The 16347-nt window shown below is 62.5% G+C and carries 15 protein-coding genes; 11 read left to right on the plus strand and 4 right to left on the minus strand.

Going from position 1 to position 16347, the window contains the following annotated elements; genetic code table 11:
- Positions 1-58: 58 nt before the first annotated feature.
- Both NCT32_RS21490 and NCT32_RS21495 read right to left on the minus strand, forming a co-directional pair.
- Positions 59-2014 (minus strand): methyl-accepting chemotaxis protein, encoded by a 1956-nt coding sequence (locus NCT32_RS21490; RefSeq protein ID WP_061117084.1) that lies wholly within the window; start codon positions 2012-2014, stop codon positions 59-61.
- 83 nt (positions 2015-2097) lie between these two features.
- A complete protein-coding gene (locus NCT32_RS21495; protein WP_250477675.1) occupies positions 2098-2241 on the minus strand; it encodes a hypothetical protein in 144 nt (47 codons plus the stop codon).
- 403 nt (positions 2242-2644) lie between these two features.
- Here NCT32_RS21495 and NCT32_RS21500 point away from each other — a divergent pair, with 403 nt between their 5' ends.
- Entirely contained in the window at positions 2645-3934 is a 1290-nt protein-coding gene (locus NCT32_RS21500; protein ID WP_061117269.1) for an MFS transporter, read from the plus strand.
- 74 nt (positions 3935-4008) lie between these two features.
- Here NCT32_RS21500 and NCT32_RS21505 read toward each other — a convergent pair whose 3' ends face one another.
- Entirely contained in the window at positions 4009-5007 is a 999-nt protein-coding gene (locus tag NCT32_RS21505) for a LacI family DNA-binding transcriptional regulator (RefSeq protein WP_061117083.1), read from the minus strand.
- Between the two features lie 197 nt (positions 5008-5204).
- Here NCT32_RS21505 and NCT32_RS21510 point away from each other — a divergent pair, with 197 nt between their 5' ends.
- From NCT32_RS21510 to NCT32_RS21520, 3 genes are all read left to right on the plus strand, one after another.
- Positions 5205-6035, plus strand: coding sequence for an NAD(P)-dependent oxidoreductase (locus tag NCT32_RS21510; RefSeq protein WP_061117082.1), 831 nt, complete (start codon positions 5205-5207; stop codon positions 6033-6035).
- Entirely contained in the window at positions 6032-6949 is a 918-nt protein-coding gene (locus NCT32_RS21515) for an SMP-30/gluconolactonase/LRE family protein (RefSeq protein WP_061117081.1), read from the plus strand. The genes NCT32_RS21510 and NCT32_RS21515 overlap by 4 nt, the downstream gene beginning before the upstream one ends.
- Before the next feature lie 231 nt (positions 6950-7180).
- Positions 7181-8530, plus strand: coding sequence for an MFS transporter (locus tag NCT32_RS21520; protein ID WP_061117080.1), 1350 nt, complete (start codon positions 7181-7183; stop codon positions 8528-8530).
- A 56-nt stretch (positions 8531-8586) separates the two neighbouring features.
- On the opposite strand, the gene NCT32_RS21525 is transcribed toward NCT32_RS21520, so the two are convergent.
- Complete coding sequence (locus tag NCT32_RS21525; protein WP_061117079.1) at positions 8587-9363, minus strand: FadR/GntR family transcriptional regulator; 777 nt, start codon at positions 9361-9363, stop codon at positions 8587-8589.
- 143 nt (positions 9364-9506) lie between these two features.
- Between NCT32_RS21525 and NCT32_RS21530 the strand changes: the two genes are divergently transcribed.
- The 7 genes from NCT32_RS21530 (at position 9507) to NCT32_RS21560 (ending at position 16342) form a co-directional block, all read left to right on the plus strand.
- On the plus strand, positions 9507-10337 hold the full coding sequence (locus tag NCT32_RS21530; RefSeq protein WP_061117078.1) for an NAD(P)-dependent oxidoreductase: 831 nt from the start codon (positions 9507-9509) through the stop codon (positions 10335-10337).
- 102 nt (positions 10338-10439) lie between these two features.
- Positions 10440-11186: an amino acid ABC transporter permease gene (locus NCT32_RS21535; RefSeq protein ID WP_061117077.1), complete on the plus strand. Its 747-nt coding sequence runs from the start codon at positions 10440-10442 to the stop codon at positions 11184-11186.
- Positions 11183-11836, plus strand: a complete 654-nt coding sequence (locus NCT32_RS21540) for an amino acid ABC transporter permease (RefSeq protein WP_061117076.1) — start codon at positions 11183-11185, stop codon at positions 11834-11836. Before NCT32_RS21535 ends, NCT32_RS21540 begins: the two co-directional genes overlap by 4 nt.
- A complete protein-coding gene (locus NCT32_RS21545) occupies positions 11820-12548 on the plus strand; it encodes an amino acid ABC transporter ATP-binding protein (protein WP_061117075.1) in 729 nt (242 codons plus the stop codon). Before NCT32_RS21540 ends, NCT32_RS21545 begins: the two co-directional genes overlap by 17 nt.
- 48 nt (positions 12549-12596) lie before the next feature.
- On the plus strand, positions 12597-13391 hold the full coding sequence (locus NCT32_RS21550; protein WP_061117074.1) for a transporter substrate-binding domain-containing protein: 795 nt from the start codon (positions 12597-12599) through the stop codon (positions 13389-13391).
- Between the two features lie 361 nt (positions 13392-13752).
- Positions 13753-15474 (plus strand): ubiquinone-dependent pyruvate dehydrogenase, encoded by a 1722-nt coding sequence (gene poxB, locus NCT32_RS21555; RefSeq protein ID WP_061117073.1) that lies wholly within the window; start codon positions 13753-13755, stop codon positions 15472-15474.
- 13 nt (positions 15475-15487) lie between these two features.
- Positions 15488-16342: an alpha/beta fold hydrolase gene (locus tag NCT32_RS21560; protein WP_061117072.1), complete on the plus strand. Its 855-nt coding sequence runs from the start codon at positions 15488-15490 to the stop codon at positions 16340-16342.
- Positions 16343-16347 lie beyond the last annotated feature (5 nt).

Consider the following 16347-nt stretch of genomic DNA (forward strand, 5'->3'; position numbering starts at 1 on the left):
CATGCGAGTGCGGGACGACGCGCCACATCCTCATAAGCCGCTTTCAATCGTCGATGACTCAGACACGAAACATGCTGACGGCGTGCGCGAGGCGCTCGGCCTGATCGCGCAGTTCGGCCGTGGAGTGTTCCGCTTCGCCCACGAGCGCGGCGTTCTGCTGCGTCGCTTCGCCGATCAGCATGACCGCGCTGTTCACCTGCTCGATGCCCGACGCCTGTTCGCGCGACGCCACGCCGATTTCATCGACGATCGCGTTCACGCGCGAGACGCGCTCGACGATGCCGCCCATCGTGCTGCTGGCTTCCTCGGCGATCTTGTAACCGCGCGAGACCTTCTCGGCCGATTCGGCGATCAGCACTTCGATCTCCTTCACGGCGCCCGCACTGCGTTGAGCGAGCGCGCGCACTTCCGATGCGACGACCGCAAAGCCCTTTCCATGCTCGCCCGCGCGCGCCGCTTCGACGGCGGCGTTCAAAGCCAGGATGTTCGTCTGGAACGCGATGCCTTCAATGGTCGCGGTGATATCGGCGATGCGTCGTGCCGATGCATCGATCTCGCCCATCGTTTCCACGACGCGTCCTACCGCATGACCGCCGGCGCGCGCCGCATCGGAAGCCGATGCGACGAGCGCGCCCGCCTGCGCCGTGTTTGCCGCATTCTGCTGCACGGTGCTCGTGATTTCTTCCATGCTCGCGGCGGTTTCTTCGACACTCGCCGCTTGTGTGGCGATGCGCGTCGCGATATCGCTGCTGCCCGACGCGATGCGCGCCGTGCCTTCGTTCATGTCCGCCGATGCGCTGCGCACTTGCGCGACGATCCCCGCGAGGCCGCGCGCAATGCCATCGATCGCACGCATCAGGCGGCCGATATCGTCCTCGCGTGTGCTGTCGATGCGCACGGTGAGATCACCCGCGGCGATGCGCTCAGAGGCGCGCGTCACGTCGTCGATGGGCCTGCCCACGAGCTTGGCGACCGCATGGAGCAGCACGCCGACGAGCAGCGCCACCACGACGAGACCGAGCATCAGGAAGTGGTTGCGGCTAGCGTGTACATCCGCGAGCAGTTCGTCGCGATATGCGATGCCGCCGATCATCCATTGCCACTGCGGCACCGTCATGTAGACGATTTCCTTCGTGCCGGCGTGCACGCGCGCATCCGCGCCCGCGATGTCGGCGCCGTCGAATATGAGCCTGCCTTCGTGCGAATCGAGCATCTGCCTGAAGGGTGCGAGGCGCTCATCGGCCAGTTCGCCTTTCGCGCCGGGATGCACGAGCAGCTTGCCGCGAGTCGCTCCATTCGAGGCATCCACGACGAAGTGATAGCCGCTCGTGCCGATCACGAGCTTCGCGATCGTGTCCTGCAACGCGGCGAATTCGGATGTCACGTCCACACCCACGAAGAGCGCGCCGATCACGCTGCCCGATGCATCGGTGACGGGCTTGTACTCGGTGATGTACTGCTTGCCGAAGAGCGTCGCCACGCCGATATACGGTTTGCCCGCGATCATCGGTGCGTACGCGGGGCCCTTGCGGTCGAGCAGCGTGCCGATCGCGCGGGTGCCGTCCTGCTTCTTGAGCGACGTCGTCACGCGCACGAAATCGTCGCCGGTGCGGGCGAAGATCGTCGCGATCGCGCCGCTTTCCTCGAGGAAAGCGTCGGGGATCGCGAAGTCGTTGTTCAGCGGCTTGTCGCCCGCGAGGAAGACCGGCGTCGCGACACCGCCGATGTCCACGGTACGCGTTTCATCGAGCGTGAACGTTGCGGGCAGGCGGTGCGCGAAGATCGTCATGAAGCGCGTGACTTCGGCGCTCACGGCTTTGTCGAACAGTCCGATCATCGTCGCGATCGAGCGATTCTCGCTTTCGACGCGTGCGAGCGCGTGCGCGTCGACTTGCTCGCCCGCGCTTCGGGTGACGGCGACAGTAAAAAAGGCAACGACGACTGCCGTGAGCGCGCAGGCGAGCACGGCGAATTTGGTCCCGACGTTCATGCGGGCCAGCGTTTTGCGAAGCATGGGGAATGACAGAACGATAAGAGTTGTAATAACCCTTATCGGCACATTCTTGCCAATTCTTTAATTGTCGATTGCGCCGTGCGCTAGCGGCGTTGCCTCATGGCGAGCGCGACACCCGACAGCGCGAGCGCCATCGCGATAGCTTCGCGCGCGCCGAGCGGTTCGCCGAGCAGATCGCCGAGCAGATCGCCGAGCGGGCGCGCTGCCGCGACGATCGCCGATGCCATCAGCAGTATCGGTACAAGTGCAGGAGCCGGCGGCGGCATTTTGAATGCATGAGGCGACATGCAAAACGCAGAGGTGCATTCAGAACGCTGCATGCCGCTCGCACGAAACGCGGGCCGCGGGAGGTTAGGACGACGCCGCAGAAAACGATTAACTGCTGGTTGGTTATGAATTCATGCGCCGGAATGGTCCACTGAGCGGCGGAATAACGGCGTTTCAGAGCGAACTAGGGCAAATACCAGGATAGCCAGACGCGCACCAAACCACTATCCTTCGAAAAACGTTTTCCCAATCCAAGGCTAGCGTACTGCTCGACCACCGATGCAGGCCATCGCCCCGGCGCTCGTCGCCGCTCATCCAACAAAGAACGCGGCACGACGAGCGCCGCCGCGTCCGGAGACATTCATGAACACTGTCGTTGCCGGCGTCGTGCGTACCGCCAGCCGCTATCGCTGGACCGTGTGCGCGCTGCTCTTCTTTGCCACGGTCATCAACTACATGGACCGGCAGATCCTCGGTCTGCTTGCCCCGATGCTGCAGCACGACATCGGCTGGACGCAGGTGCAGTACGGCCGCATCGTGATCGCGTTCTCGGCGTTCTACGCGGTCGGTCTGCTTTGCTTCGGGCGCATCGTCGACTGGCTCGGCACGCGCATCTCCTACGCGCTCGCGATGTTCGTATGGAGCATCGCCGCGATGCTGCATGCGGCCGTCGGCTCCGTGATGGGCTTCGCGATGGTCCGTGCGCTGCTCGGCATCGGCGAGGGCGGCAACTTCCCGGCCGCCATCAAGACGACCGCCGAGTGGTTCCCGCGCCGTGAACGCGCGCTCGCAACGGGCATTTTTAATTCAGGCGCGAATATCGGTGCGGTGTTCGCACCGGCGCTCATTCCGGCCATCGCGGTGGCCTTCGGCTGGCGCGCGGCATTCGTGATCGTCGGCGCAATTGGTCTTGTGTGGCTCGTCGTGTGGTTCTTCATGTACCGCCAGCCGGACGGCAGCGCGCATGAGGACGATCTCGCGAACGAAGGCGATGAAACCCGTGCCGCCGATGCCGCCCACGCGAAGGCAGGCGCGCCCGGCTTCAAGGTGCTCATCAAGAAGCGCGAGACGTGGGCGTTCATCGTCGGCAAGTTCCTGACGGACCCGGTATGGTGGTTCTATCTGTTCTGGCTGCCGAAGTGGCTCAACGAGTCGCGCGGCATGGATATGCAGCACATCGGCTTGCCGCTCGTCGTGATCTACGCGATCACCACGGTCGGCAGTATCGGCGGCGGGTGGATTTCATCGGCGCTGCTGCGTGCGGGCTGGACCGTGAATGCGGCGCGCAAGACCGCGATGCTGATCTGCGCATGCGCCGTGCTGCCGATCGCGTTCGTATCGCAGGCCGATAATTTGTGGGTCGCAGTGGCGATCGTCGGTCTCGCGGCGGCCGCGCATCAGGGCTGGTCGGCGAACCTCTTCACGACGGCATCGGACCTGTTCCCGCGTCGTGCGGTGGGCGCGGTGGTCGGTATCGGCGGCATGGCCGGTTCGATCGGCGGCGTGCTGTTCTCGGAAGTGATCGGCCAGGTTCTGCAACGCACGGGTCACTACTGGGTGCTGTTCGCGATCGGCGCATCGGCGTATCTGATCGCCTTCGCGATCATGCACATGCTCACGCCGAAGATGACGCCGGCGAAGCTCGAAGCGTAATACGCGTCGACCGCAAACGCATCACCATGCGCCGCGCCGCCAGCGCTCACGACCTGCAGGCGGCGCGGCGCGCTTTACGCAACTGCGGCAACCGCGGCGGTCGATTCACGCACGATGAGCCGCGGCTCGAACATGGAGTTGCCGGGATCGGGATGACCGGCGAGGGCGTCGATGAGCTTCTGCATCGCGAGTTCGCCCATCTTTTCGCTTTGAATGTCGACAGTGGTGAGACCCGGAGCGGCGTACGCGCCGTAAGGCACGTTGTCGATGCCGGTCACGGACACGTCCTGCGGCACGCGAATGCCGAGCGACGCGGCTTCCTTCATGAAGCCGAGCGCGATCAGGTCGTTGTAGCAGATCACCGCCTGCGGCCGCTTCGGTCCGAGCATCACGCGCGAGCAGGCCTGTTCGCCCGCGAGCGAAGTCGGCGCGTGCGCCTCGTAGATGTCGAGTTCGAGGCCCGCTTCGGCGAGACATTCGCGTGCGCCGCGAATCCGCTCATCGTTGATGCGCGCATGCTCGAAACCGAGATACGCGATACGCCGATGCCCGAGATCGAGCAGATGGCGCGCGAGCATATAGGTTGCGAGGCGGCTGTTGATGCCGACGCTCGGAATCGGCAGCTCGGCATTGCGCAGCAGTACGACGGGCTTGTCGAGATCGAGCATCCATTGCGCGTTTTCATCGGCGAGACGCGAGCTCACGAGCAGCCCGTCGACGCGCTGCGCGAGGGCTTCGATGAGCGGACGCTCGCGCGCCTGGTTCTCGTCGATATCGACGAGCAGCAGCGTGTAGTCGTGCCGGAGCGCGATCCGGTTCGCGCCCTTAACGACGTTGGTGAAGTGCGGGTTGCTGATGTCGAGGATCGTGATGCCGATGGTGCGTGTCTTGCCCGTGATCATCGAGCGCGCGAGCGGGTTCGACCGGTAGCCGAGCGTATCGATCGCTTCCTTGAGCCGGGCTTCGACCGGCGCGGAAAAGCGTTGTGCGCCGTTGATGTACTTGGACACCGTCGCGACGGATACGCCGGCTGCGGCGGCGACGTCGCGAATGGTCGGGGAAATTTTTTTCATTCGGAAGGTAACGTTTTCGCAATGTTTACGGATTGTCGCAGAAATTTGGGAAACAATGACGTTGCTTCTGCATTTTGCATGCGGAGTTTTGAATGCCAAGCGTCAATTGACGCCCGCTCCATGCCGCCGCTATAGTCCAGAAAACGTTTTCTCAAATATTTCCTTCGACGCATTAAACGTATCAAACAGGAGTCTCGATGAATCAGCCAAACGCAGCGGGCAAACCGTTCAAGCGCCTGCTTTTGACCGGCGCCGCCGGCAATCTGGGTCGTCAGTTGCGCGCAGCGCTTGCGCAATGGGCCGACATCGTGCGGCTCTCCGACATCGCGCCGCTCGACGACGCGGCGAGCCATGAAGAAATCAGCGCCGTCGATCTCGCGGATCGCGAGAAGGTGATGCAACTCGTCGAAGGCGTGGATGCGGTCGTGCATCTCGGCGGCATTTCGATCGACGCACCGTTCGATGATCTGATCGAGGCGAATATCCGCGGCACGTACAACATCTATGAAGCGGCGCGCCGTCATGGCGTGAAGCGCATCGTGTTCGCGAGCTCGAACCATGCAATCGGCTTTCATCCGGTCACCGAAGTGCTCGACGCGGATGCGCCGCATCGTCCGGACAGCCTCTACGGCGTGACGAAGTGCTTCGGCGAATCGCTGTCGCGCTATTACTTCGACCGCTTCGGCATCGAGACGGTGAACCTGCGCATCGGTTCGTCGTTCGAGGAGCCGAAGAATCCGCGCATGCTCGTCACTTATTTGAGCTACCGCGATTTCATCGAGCTCGTGCGCTGCTCGCTGTTCACGAACCGCGTCGGACATGCCGTGGTGTATGGCGCGTCCGACAATCCGGTGAAGTGGTGGGACAACTCGAAGGCCGGTTTCCTCGGCTTCAATCCGAAGGACAGCTCCGCGAAGTTCGACGGGCTCTTTCCGGTGACCCGACCGACCGCCGAGCGCGACGACCCCGCGCAGCGCTTCCAGGGCGGCGCGTTCGTCCTGGGCGAGCCGATGGAGCGCAAGCGATGAGCGCCGTCGTGCGTGCCGAACGGTTGGATGCGGGCGGCCGCGCGGCTGTCGGCGAATGTCCGGTATGGCGCGCGCAAGAGGGCGCGCTTTACTGGGTCGATATTCCGGCGCGCCGCATCGTTCGCCTCGAGATCGAAAGCGCGCGTCGTACGGAATGGGCGTTTGGCGAACAGGTCGCATGCTTTGCGTTCGATGCGGCGGGGCGTGTCGTCGCGGGCATGGAGAGCGGCATCTTCGGCGTGACGCTCTCCGGTGCGAGCGAAGTGAATGAAGGACGCGTCGTGAAGCTCGCCGCGCCGGCGTTTCCCGCGCCGGGCATGCGCTTCAACGATGGCCGCTGCGACAGGCAAGGGCGGTTTTGGGCGGGGACGATGGTGCAGGACATGTCACTCGCGAGTACTGCCGGCGCGCTGTATCGCTATGACGAGCACGGCACGCTCTCGGCCCCCGTTGTCGATGGTCTGATCACCCAGAACGGTCTCGCGTGGTCGCCGGATGGCAGAACGATGTATCTGTCCGACTCGCATCCGCAGCGCCGCCTCGTGTGGGCGTTCGACTTCGACCCCGACACGGGCACGCCCCGTGCGCAGCGCGTATTCGCCGATCTGCACCACTACGCGGGACGCCCGGATGGCGCCGCGGTCGACGCGGACGGCTGCTACTGGACCTGCGCGAACGACGGGGGGCGCTTGTTGCGCTTCACGCCCCAGGGGAAGCTGGATCGGGAGATTGCATTGCCCGCGAGCAAGCCGTCGATGTGCGCGTTCGGCGGGGGCGATCTGAGAACGCTCTATGTCACGACGATTCGTCCGGCAAAGAATGCCACTGACGACGACGGTTACGTGTTCGCAGTGGTTCCCGGTGTGCAAGGCTTACCGGAACCGGATTATGCCGGTCTGTTACCGGTCGCATAACAGTGACCAAACGGGGCGGATTGCACGCCCCGTTCGCATTTTTTTTCGCATTCTTCGGGACGCAAACGATTCGGTGCACCGCATTGGCGCGATCAAATCAACAACACGTCCCGCTCCGGAACCGATACCAAGAACAAACACCAATGCTGTTGTTCCTCCGTAAAGAGTAGTCTCCGCAGGTATCTCAAGTACTCAGCGATCTACCGATTCTCTAATCCGGAGGAGACCTTGATGGACCTTGAAGCTCGTACCATGAAACGCGTGATGGTTCGCCTCGTGCCGTTCCTGATCTTGTGTTACTTCATCGCGTATCTGGACCGCGTCAACGTCGGCTTCGCCGCGTTGCAGATGAACAAGGCGCTCGGCTTTACCGCCAGCATGTTCGGCTTCGGTGCCGGCATTTTCTTTATCGCGTATTTCTTTTTCGAGGTTCCGTCCAACCTGCTGCTCGAACGATTCGGCGCGCGCCGCTGGATCGCGCGGATCATGTTCACGTGGGGCATCCTCGCAGCGGCGATGGCCTACATTCCGCACATCGCGCAAGCGACGGGCTTGTCGAACGCTTATGTGTTCTATGGCTTGCGCATTCTGCTCGGCATCGCGGAAGCAGGGTTCTTTCCCGGCATCATCTTTTTGCTGACATTGTGGTTTCCCGCGAAGTATCGGGGCCGTGTCGTCGGGTACTTCATGGCGGCGATTCCGCTGTCCACCGTAATCGGCGGACCCATTTCCGGCGCGCTGCTGCAGATGGACGGCATCGGCGGCATGCAAGGCTGGCAATGGCTCTATCTGATCGAGGCATTGCCCGCGCTGTTGCTCGCGTTCGTCGTGTTCTTCTATCTGACGGACAAGCCCGCCGATGCGCACTGGCTCGCGAAGGACGAACGCGACTGGCTCGTCAATCGTCAGGCGCAGGAGCGGGCGCATCGTGAATCGGTGCATGCGTTCAGCGTGAAGGAGGCCATTTTCAATCCGCGCGTGCTGGCCATTGCGTTGATCTACTTCGGCGCGAATGCGACCAACTATGGCCTGAGCTTCTTTCTGCCACAGATCGTCAAGGCGTTCGGCCTGACCAACCTGCAGACGGGCTTCGTGACGTCGTTGCCTTATGCCGTGGGCGCGATCAGTATGGTGTTGTGGAGTCGGCATTCGGATCGCAAGCTCGAACGCCGCTGGCACGTTGCGATTGCCTTGATGGTGGCGGCGGGCGGCATCGCGGCTTCGGCGGGGCTCGATAACCCGGTGATGAAGATGATCGCGCTCTCGATCGCGGGCTTCGGCATCTTCGGTTGCCTGCCCGTGATCTGGACGCTGCCGGCTTCGTTCCTGTCGGGCGCGGCCGCTGCCGGCGGTATCGCTGCGATCAACTCGCTCGGCAACCTCGCGGGCTTCTTCGGTCCCTATGCGATGGGCTGGATCAAGGACAGCACCGGCGGCTTCGGCGCGGGCTTGCTGTGTCTTGCAGGGGCGGGCATGGTCGGTGTGGCTGCCGTGTTGCTGCTGCATCACGATGCGGCGCTGGAGACGATTTCCGGCGAGCACGATATCGAGGACGGCGAGCCGAACATGGCGGCTCGCTAACGCCAGCCGTCGTATCGGCGGCAAGGATCGCGTGATATGCGGTCCTTGCCGCGCATTCACGCCGAAGCAGCCTGCGCGCGCCGCAATCTCTCGCGGCTATTGATCAAATGCAGGCGCATGGCGGTGCGCGCGGAATCCGCATCGCCGCGTTCGATGGCATCCGCGATCTGTTCATGCTCTCGGTTCACGCGCATCAGATACTCCGCGTATTGTTCGCGCGGAATGGGCGTGGCCGTGATACGCGTGCGCGGAATCATCCGCGTGCCGAGATGCTCCATGATCTCGACGAAATATCGATTGCCCGTCGCGTGCGCTATCTCCATGTGAAAACGCAAATCGGGCGAGACCGTATCCGATGCCGCGCCGACGCTTCGTGAAAAATCGGCGAGCGCCGAGCGCATCGTCGCGAGGCGGGCGGCATCGCATCGCATGGCCGCGAGTCCCGCGCTCTCCGTTTCGAGGCTGATGCGCAATTCGAGGATCGCGAGCGCGTCGATGGAGCCCGCGACATCGGCTGGATCGAGCTGCAACAACGGCGACATACCCGCTTCGCACACGAAGGTGCCGATGCCATGCCGCGTCTCCACGAGCCCCGCAGCCTGCAGACGCGATAGCGCCTCACGCACGACAGTACGGCTCACGCCGAAACGCTGCACCATCTCCGCTTCGGTCGCGAGGCGGGCGCCGGCCTTCAATGTCCTCGCATCGATTTGCGCGCGCAACGCATCGACCAGTTGCGCGGTGAGGCTGCGTCGCGCGGCAGGCAGCGCAATGGATGGATCTGTCGAAGAAGCATGGAGCGACTCGGCATGCGGATCGGGCGATAGCGTCACGGCGTTCTCGTTGGCGTGGGTTTTACACACATTGACAAATCGGTCGGCAAATGATGATATGCGTCATGTAGTGATATGACAACGTACAAGAAGACGCGTGCAGGGTAATTCCTAGCCACGACAGCCTTCAGGAGACAAGGTTGATGGAACAACAAACCAACGACGTCGCGCGATTCGATCGGCTGCTGCTGACGGGTGCCGCAGGCGGTATCGGACGGGCGATCCGTCATCGCGTCGCGGAATTCGCGCAACATGTGCGCATTTCCGACTTGCCCGGTGTGCTGCCGGGCGATTCGGCGCCTCACGAGGAACTCGTTCCTTGTGATCTGGCCGACCGCCAGGCCGTCGATGCGCTCGCGGCCGACTGCGATGCGATCATCCACCTCGGCGGCGTGTCGGTGGAGCGACCCTTCGAGGAGATTCTCGAAGCCAACATCAAGGGCGTGTTCAACCTCTATGAAGCGGCTCGCCGTCAGGGTGTCAGGCGCATCGTGTTCGCGAGCTCGAATCACGTCACGGGTTTCTATCGGCAGGACGAACGAATCGACGCCACCGCGCGCAAGCGTCCTGACGGCTACTACGGGTTGTCGAAATCGTTCGGCGAAGACATGGCGCAGATGTATTTCGATCGCTACGGCATCGAAACCGTCAGCATCCGCATCGGCTCCGTGTTTCCGGAGCCGAAGGATCGCCGCATGATGGCGAGCTGGATGAGCTACGACGACTTCCATGAATTGCTGCGCCGCAGCCTGTTCACGGAGGACGTCGGCCATACGATCGTGTTCGGCATGTCCGCGAACGCGCACACATGGTGGGACAACCGCTGCGCTGCGCATCTGCGCTTCGAGCCGCGCGACTCGTCCGAGCAGTTCCGCCAAAAGATCGAAGCGACGCCGCCGCCCGCGCCCACCGATCCCGTGGCCGTACTGCAAGGCGGCACGTTCACCACGACGGGCCCGTTCGACCCGGTTTAATGCATGCAGCATGCGGTATCACGACATTCGTAGTATGTCGTCATACATCCAGCACGGGCGTCATGGAGCAGGCACCCGGGCATCACAGGAACATTTGCCGCCATGTTTTCTCTCGATTTCACCCCGCTGTTGCCGTACTGGCCGACGTTCCTGCTGGGCGCCTGGCTCACGCTCAAGATGACGTGCGTGGCCGTGTTCTTCGGCCTGATCCTCGGCATGCTCGTCGCGTTCGCCAAGCGCGCGAAGGTGCCGGTGCTCACGCGCGTCTGCATCCTCTATATCGAGGCCGTGCGCAACACGCCGTTTCTGGTGCAGATCTTTCTTCTGTACTTCGGTCTTGCGAGCATCGGCTTGCGCATGCCGACCTTCGCGGCCGCCGCGCTCGCCATGACGATCAACATCGGCGCCTATGCAGCCGAGATCATTCGCGCCGGTCTGGAATCGGTGCCGCGCGGACAGATCGAAGCGGCCGAATGCCTTGGGCTTTCGAAGTGGCGCATCGGCTGGCACGTGATGCTGCAGCCGTCGATCGAAAAGGTCTATCCCGCCCTGACGAGCCAGTTCCTGCTGATGATGCAGGCCTCGGCGATAGCGTCGCAGATTTCCGCTGAAGAACTCACGGCGGTCGCCAATACCGTGCAGTCCGATACATTCCGCTCACTCGAAACGTACATCGTGGTGGCGGGGCTGTATCTCGTGTTGTCGCTGATCATCAAGCTGATTGCGTGGGCAGTGGGCGAGCATCTCTTCAAGCGCCGCCGGGCGATCCGTCTCGCCGCGAAGCGCGCGGGCACGACCCCGCCCGACTCGCAACGCATCGATACCGTCATTCCCGGAGGTGCGGCATGAGCGGCGGATTCACGTCATCGCACCTCGTCTATCTGGTGCAATCGATCGGCTGGACGCTCGTGCTCTCCGTGCTCGCGTTCGTGCTCGGCGGCATCGGCGGCTTCTGCGTGATGCTCGCGCGCATTTCGCCGCGCGCGTGGCTTTCGCGTGCTGCGCTCGTCTATATCGAAGCGATTCAGGGCATTCCGCTGCTGATCCTGCTTTTCATCGTGTACTTCGGCTTGTCGGTTTATGGCTATCAGGTGCCCGCGCTCGTCGCGGCCGGCCTTGCGCTGATGGTCTATTCGAGTGCATATCTCGGCGACATCTGGCGCGGCTGCATCGAAGCCATGCCGAAGCCGCAATGGGAAGCGTCGGAGTGTCTGTCGCTCACGCGCTGGCAGACGCTGCGCCTCGTGATCATCCCGCAGGCGATGCGTCTCGCGCTGCCACCGACGGTCGGCTTTCTCGTACAGCTCATCAAGATGACGTCGCTTGCTTCGGTGATCGGCTTCGTCGAGCTGACGCGCGCGGGGCAGATCATCAACAACTCGATCTTCCAGCCGTTCCTCATCTTCGGGCTGGTCGGCGCCTTCTATTTCGTCCTGTGCTATCCGCTTTCGCGCTGGAGCCAATCGATGGAGAACAAGCTCAATGTCAGCAATCGTTAAGGTCGGCGATATTCACAAGAGCTTCGGCTCCAATCATGTTCTCAAGGGCGTGTCGTTCGAAGTCAACAAGGGCGAGATGATCGCCGTGATCGGCGCGAGCGGCTCGGGCAAGAGCACGGCGCTGCGCTGCATCGACAGGCTCGAGACGATCGACCAGGGGCAGATCGAAGTGTGCGGCATTCGCGTCGACGATCCGAAAGTCGATCTGCATCTGTTGCGCCGCGAAGTGGGCATCGTGTTTCAAAGCTATAACCTCTTTCCGCATCTGACGGTGGAAGAGAACATCATGCTCGCACTGCGTCACGTGAAGAAGATGTCGAGCGACGAAGCACGTCGTATCGCGATGAATGTGCTGGAGCAGGTCGGTCTGGCACAGAAGGCCGACGCGTACCCCGAACAATTGTCAGGCGGACAGCAGCAGCGCGTGGCGATTGCGCGCTCGCTCGCGATGTCGCCGAAGGTAATGCTCTTCGACGAAGTGACGTCGGCGCTCGATCCGCAACTGACGGGCGAAGTACTGCGCGTGATGGAAGACCTCGCGGCGGACGGCATGACGATGCTACTCGTCACGCACGAGATGGCGTTCGCCAAGCGCGTCGCGGATCGCATCATCTACATGCATCAGGGCAAGGTGTGGGAAGTGGGCGACGGCAGCATGCTCGATGCGCCGCGCACGCCCGAATTGCGCGCATTTCTCGATAACGGACTTTGATATCCGCAGCATCCCATCCAGCAACATCAATAACGACGGAGACTCGACTTGAAAGCAAAGACAATCATTGCACGCGCGGCCGTGGCAACCCTGATGATGGCGGCCGCCGTGCACAGCGCGATGGCCGATCAGCTTGACGACATCAAGAAAGCGGGCGTCGTGCGCGTCGCGATCGCGATCGGCACGCCGCTCTTCAGCTACGCGGATCAGAACCTGAAGCCCGCGGGATCGGACGTCGATACCGCCACCGCACTCGCAAAAGATCTCGGCGTAAAGCTCGAACTCGTGCAGATCACCAATGCCGCACGCATTCCGACGCTGCAGGCGAAGCGCGCGGACCTCGTCATCTCGTCGCTGTCGGTCACGCCGGAGCGCGCCAAAGTGGTCGATTTCTCGAACCCGTATGCGGTGATCTCGATCATCGTCGGCGGCGTAAAGACGATCAAGGTGAAGGATTACGCGGACCTCGACGGCAAGACCATCGGTCTCACGCGTGCCACCGTGAACGACACGCTCACGACGCAACAGGCGAAGGGCGCGCAGATCCAGCGCTATGAGGACGACGCGACGCTCATTACGTCGATGGTCACGGGTCAGGTCGAGCTCTTTTCGAGCACGCCTTCGAACCTGAAGGAAATGCAGGACCGCGCGCCGCAACGCAACATCGAGATGAAGTTCGAGCAGAAGACCTTCGATCTCGGCATTGCGATGAACAAAGACCAGCCGCGACTGAAGGAATGGGTGAACAACTGGGTCGGCACGAACATGAAGAACGGGAACCTGAATACGATCTATAAGAAGTACCACGGGCGCGATTTGCCGGAGACCGTGCGCAAGGGCTGAGCTATGGCCGGCGTCGGTCTCCTTCGATGACGCCGGCCCTGCTTCAATGCTGCGCCTCGTAAGCAACAGATTCGACGTAGATCGCGACTGGGCCCCGTTTCTATTTGCATTCCGCATACGAAATTCACCGGCGAATAATGCATTCGAAATGCCGGTATTGCCGTACCGGAAAGCCTGGGTAAGCCATGTCACAGCCGCGCCATGCGGCCTCGCCCCCCGTTCAAGACAATCCACAGTAACCCGGCGTACACTCGCTTTGCGTTTTGAATCCAGCATGCATTGAGCCATAGCGGATGCGCGGCGCCGCTCTGCCCGCGATCCGCCACTCATTGGACTCCCTCTCTTCGTCACAGGAACCATCATGGCCAGGAACACGGTAGCGGACTATCTCGCGAAGACGCTTGCGGCAGCGGGCGTGGAACGCATCTGGGGCGTCACGGGCGACAGCCTGAACGGACTTGCATTCAGCCTCGATCGCGTGGGCTCGATCCGCTGGATGCATACGCGTCATGAAGAAGCGGCCGCTTTCGCAGCGGGCGCGGATGCAGCCGCTACGGGCAAGCTCGCCGTATGCGCCGGGAGTTGCGGACCGGGCAATCTGCATCTCATCAACGGGCTCTACGACTGCCATCGCAATCATCAACCCGTGCTCGCCATCGCCGCGCATATTCCGTCGACCGAAATCGGCCTGAACTACTTTCAGGAAACGCATCCGCAGGACTTGTTCAAGGAATGCAGTCACTTCGTGGAACTGGTGTCCAATGCATCGCAGTTTCCACGCGTGCTCGAACGCGCGATGCGCGCGGCGCTCGATCAGCGCGGCGTCGCGGTCATCGTGCTGCCGGGCGATGTTGCATTGAGCGACGGCCCGGGTGTCGAGCCGCGCTGGACCGCGAGCGCCCCGGGCGCGATCGTGCCGGCCGATGCGGACCTCGGCAGACTCGCCGACCTTCTGAACGGCTGCGAAGCGGTGACGATCATGTGCGGCAGCGGCGTCGCCGGCTCGCATGACGAAGTCATCGCGCTTGCCGACACGCTCGGCGCGCCCATTGTGCATGCGCTGCGCGGCAAGCAGTTCATCGAGTACGACAATCCATTCGATGTCGGCATGACCGGGCTCATCGGCTTCAGCTCGGGCTATCACGCGATGATGTCCTGCGACACGCTGCTCCTGCTCGGTTGCGATTTTCCGTATCGCCCGTTCTATCCCCCGCAGGCGAAGATCGTGCAGATCGACTGGCGCGGCTCGCAACTGGGACGCCGCGCGCCGCTGGAAATGGGGCTCGTCGGCACCATCAAGGAAACGCTCGCGGCACTTTTGCCCAAGCTTAAGCGCAAGGACGAGCGGCGTTTTCTTGAGAACGCGCTCAGGCACTATGCCACCGCGCGCAAGGACCTCGACGATCTCGCGACGCCGTCCGCGCCGGGACGTCCGATCCATCCGCAATACCTCACGAAGCTCGTCGATGAAATCGCCGCCGAGGATGCGATCTTCACCGTCGATGTCGGCACGCCGACGCTATGGGCCGCGCGCTATCTGACGATGAACGGCAAGCGCCAGTTGCACGGCTCGTTCAATCACGGCTCGATGGCCAACGCGATGCCGCAGGCGCTCGGCGCGCAGGCCGCGCAACCGCAACGGCAAGTCGTGTCGCTATCGGGCGACGGCGGCTTGTCGATGTTGCTGGGCGATCTGCTCTCCGCCGTGCAGCTCGAGTTGCCGATCAAGGTCGTCGTGTTCAACAACAGTCTGCTCGGCTTCGTGTCGATGGAGTTGAAGGCGGGCGGCTATCTCGACACCAACGTCGATCTGAGCAAGACCGATTTCTCGCAGATCGCGAAGGGCGCGGGCATCTGGTCGGTACGCGTGGAAGAGTCGGAGCAACTCGAAAACGCGTTGCGGGAAGCGTTCGCGCACAAGGGACCGGCGGTCGTCGATGTCGTCACGTCGAAGCACGAACTCGCAATGCCGCCGACCATCGAGTTGTCGCAGGCAAAAGGCTTCAGCCTCTACATGTTGCGAGCGATTCTGAGCGGGCGCGGCGATGAAATCGTCGAACTCGCGCGCACGAACCTGCGTTGAGCGAGACAGCGTCATGAGCGAAACGAAAGATCGCCTGCCGGTCGATCATGTGTTCGACTTCGAAGGGCAGGCTGTGCACTACGGCGTGATCGGCGAGGGTGCGCCGCTCGTGCTCGTGCATGGGACGCCGTTTTCATCCCAGGTATGGCGGCGTATCGCGCCGATTGCGGCCCGTTCGCGCCGCGTGCATTACTTCGATCTGCTCGGTTACGGCGCTTCGGAAATGCGCGATGGACAGGACGTTTCGCTCGGCGTGCAGAATCGCGTGCTCGCGGCGCTCATCGGGTACTGGAGCGCCGACTGGAATGGCGCATTACCCGATGTGCTCGCGCACGACTTTGGCGGTGCGACATCGCTCAGGGCAGCGTTGCTGAACGGTTGCGCGTATCGCTCGTTGATGCTCGTCGATCCCGTTGCCGTCGCGCCCTGGGGATCGCCTTTCGTGGCTCATGTGCGGCAACATGAAGCCGCGTTCGCAGGCGTGCCGCCGTACATGCATCAAGCGATGCTCGATGCGTATCTGCAAGGCGCGGCGCATCGAAAGTTATCCGAAGAGACGTTGTGCGTTTATACGCAGCCGTGGACGGGCGAGAAGGGGCAGGCCGCGTTCTATCGGCAGATCGCGCAGATGGATCAGCGTTACACGGATGAAGTGCAATCGCGCTACCGTGAATTGACGTGTCCCGTGTCGATTCTTTGGGGCGAAGAAGACGCATGGATACCGGTCGAGCGCGGTATCGAACTCGCATCGCTGATTCCAAAGGCGCGCTTCACGCGTGTGCCCGGATCAGGACATCTGATGCAGGAAGACGCGCCCGAGGCGATCGTCGGCGAATGGCTGACGTTCGTGGGCGCGATCGAACCGTGACTGAT

Source organism: Caballeronia sp. INML2, from assembly GCF_023631365.1.
Lineage (GTDB): Bacteria > Pseudomonadota > Gammaproteobacteria > Burkholderiales > Burkholderiaceae > Caballeronia > Caballeronia turbans.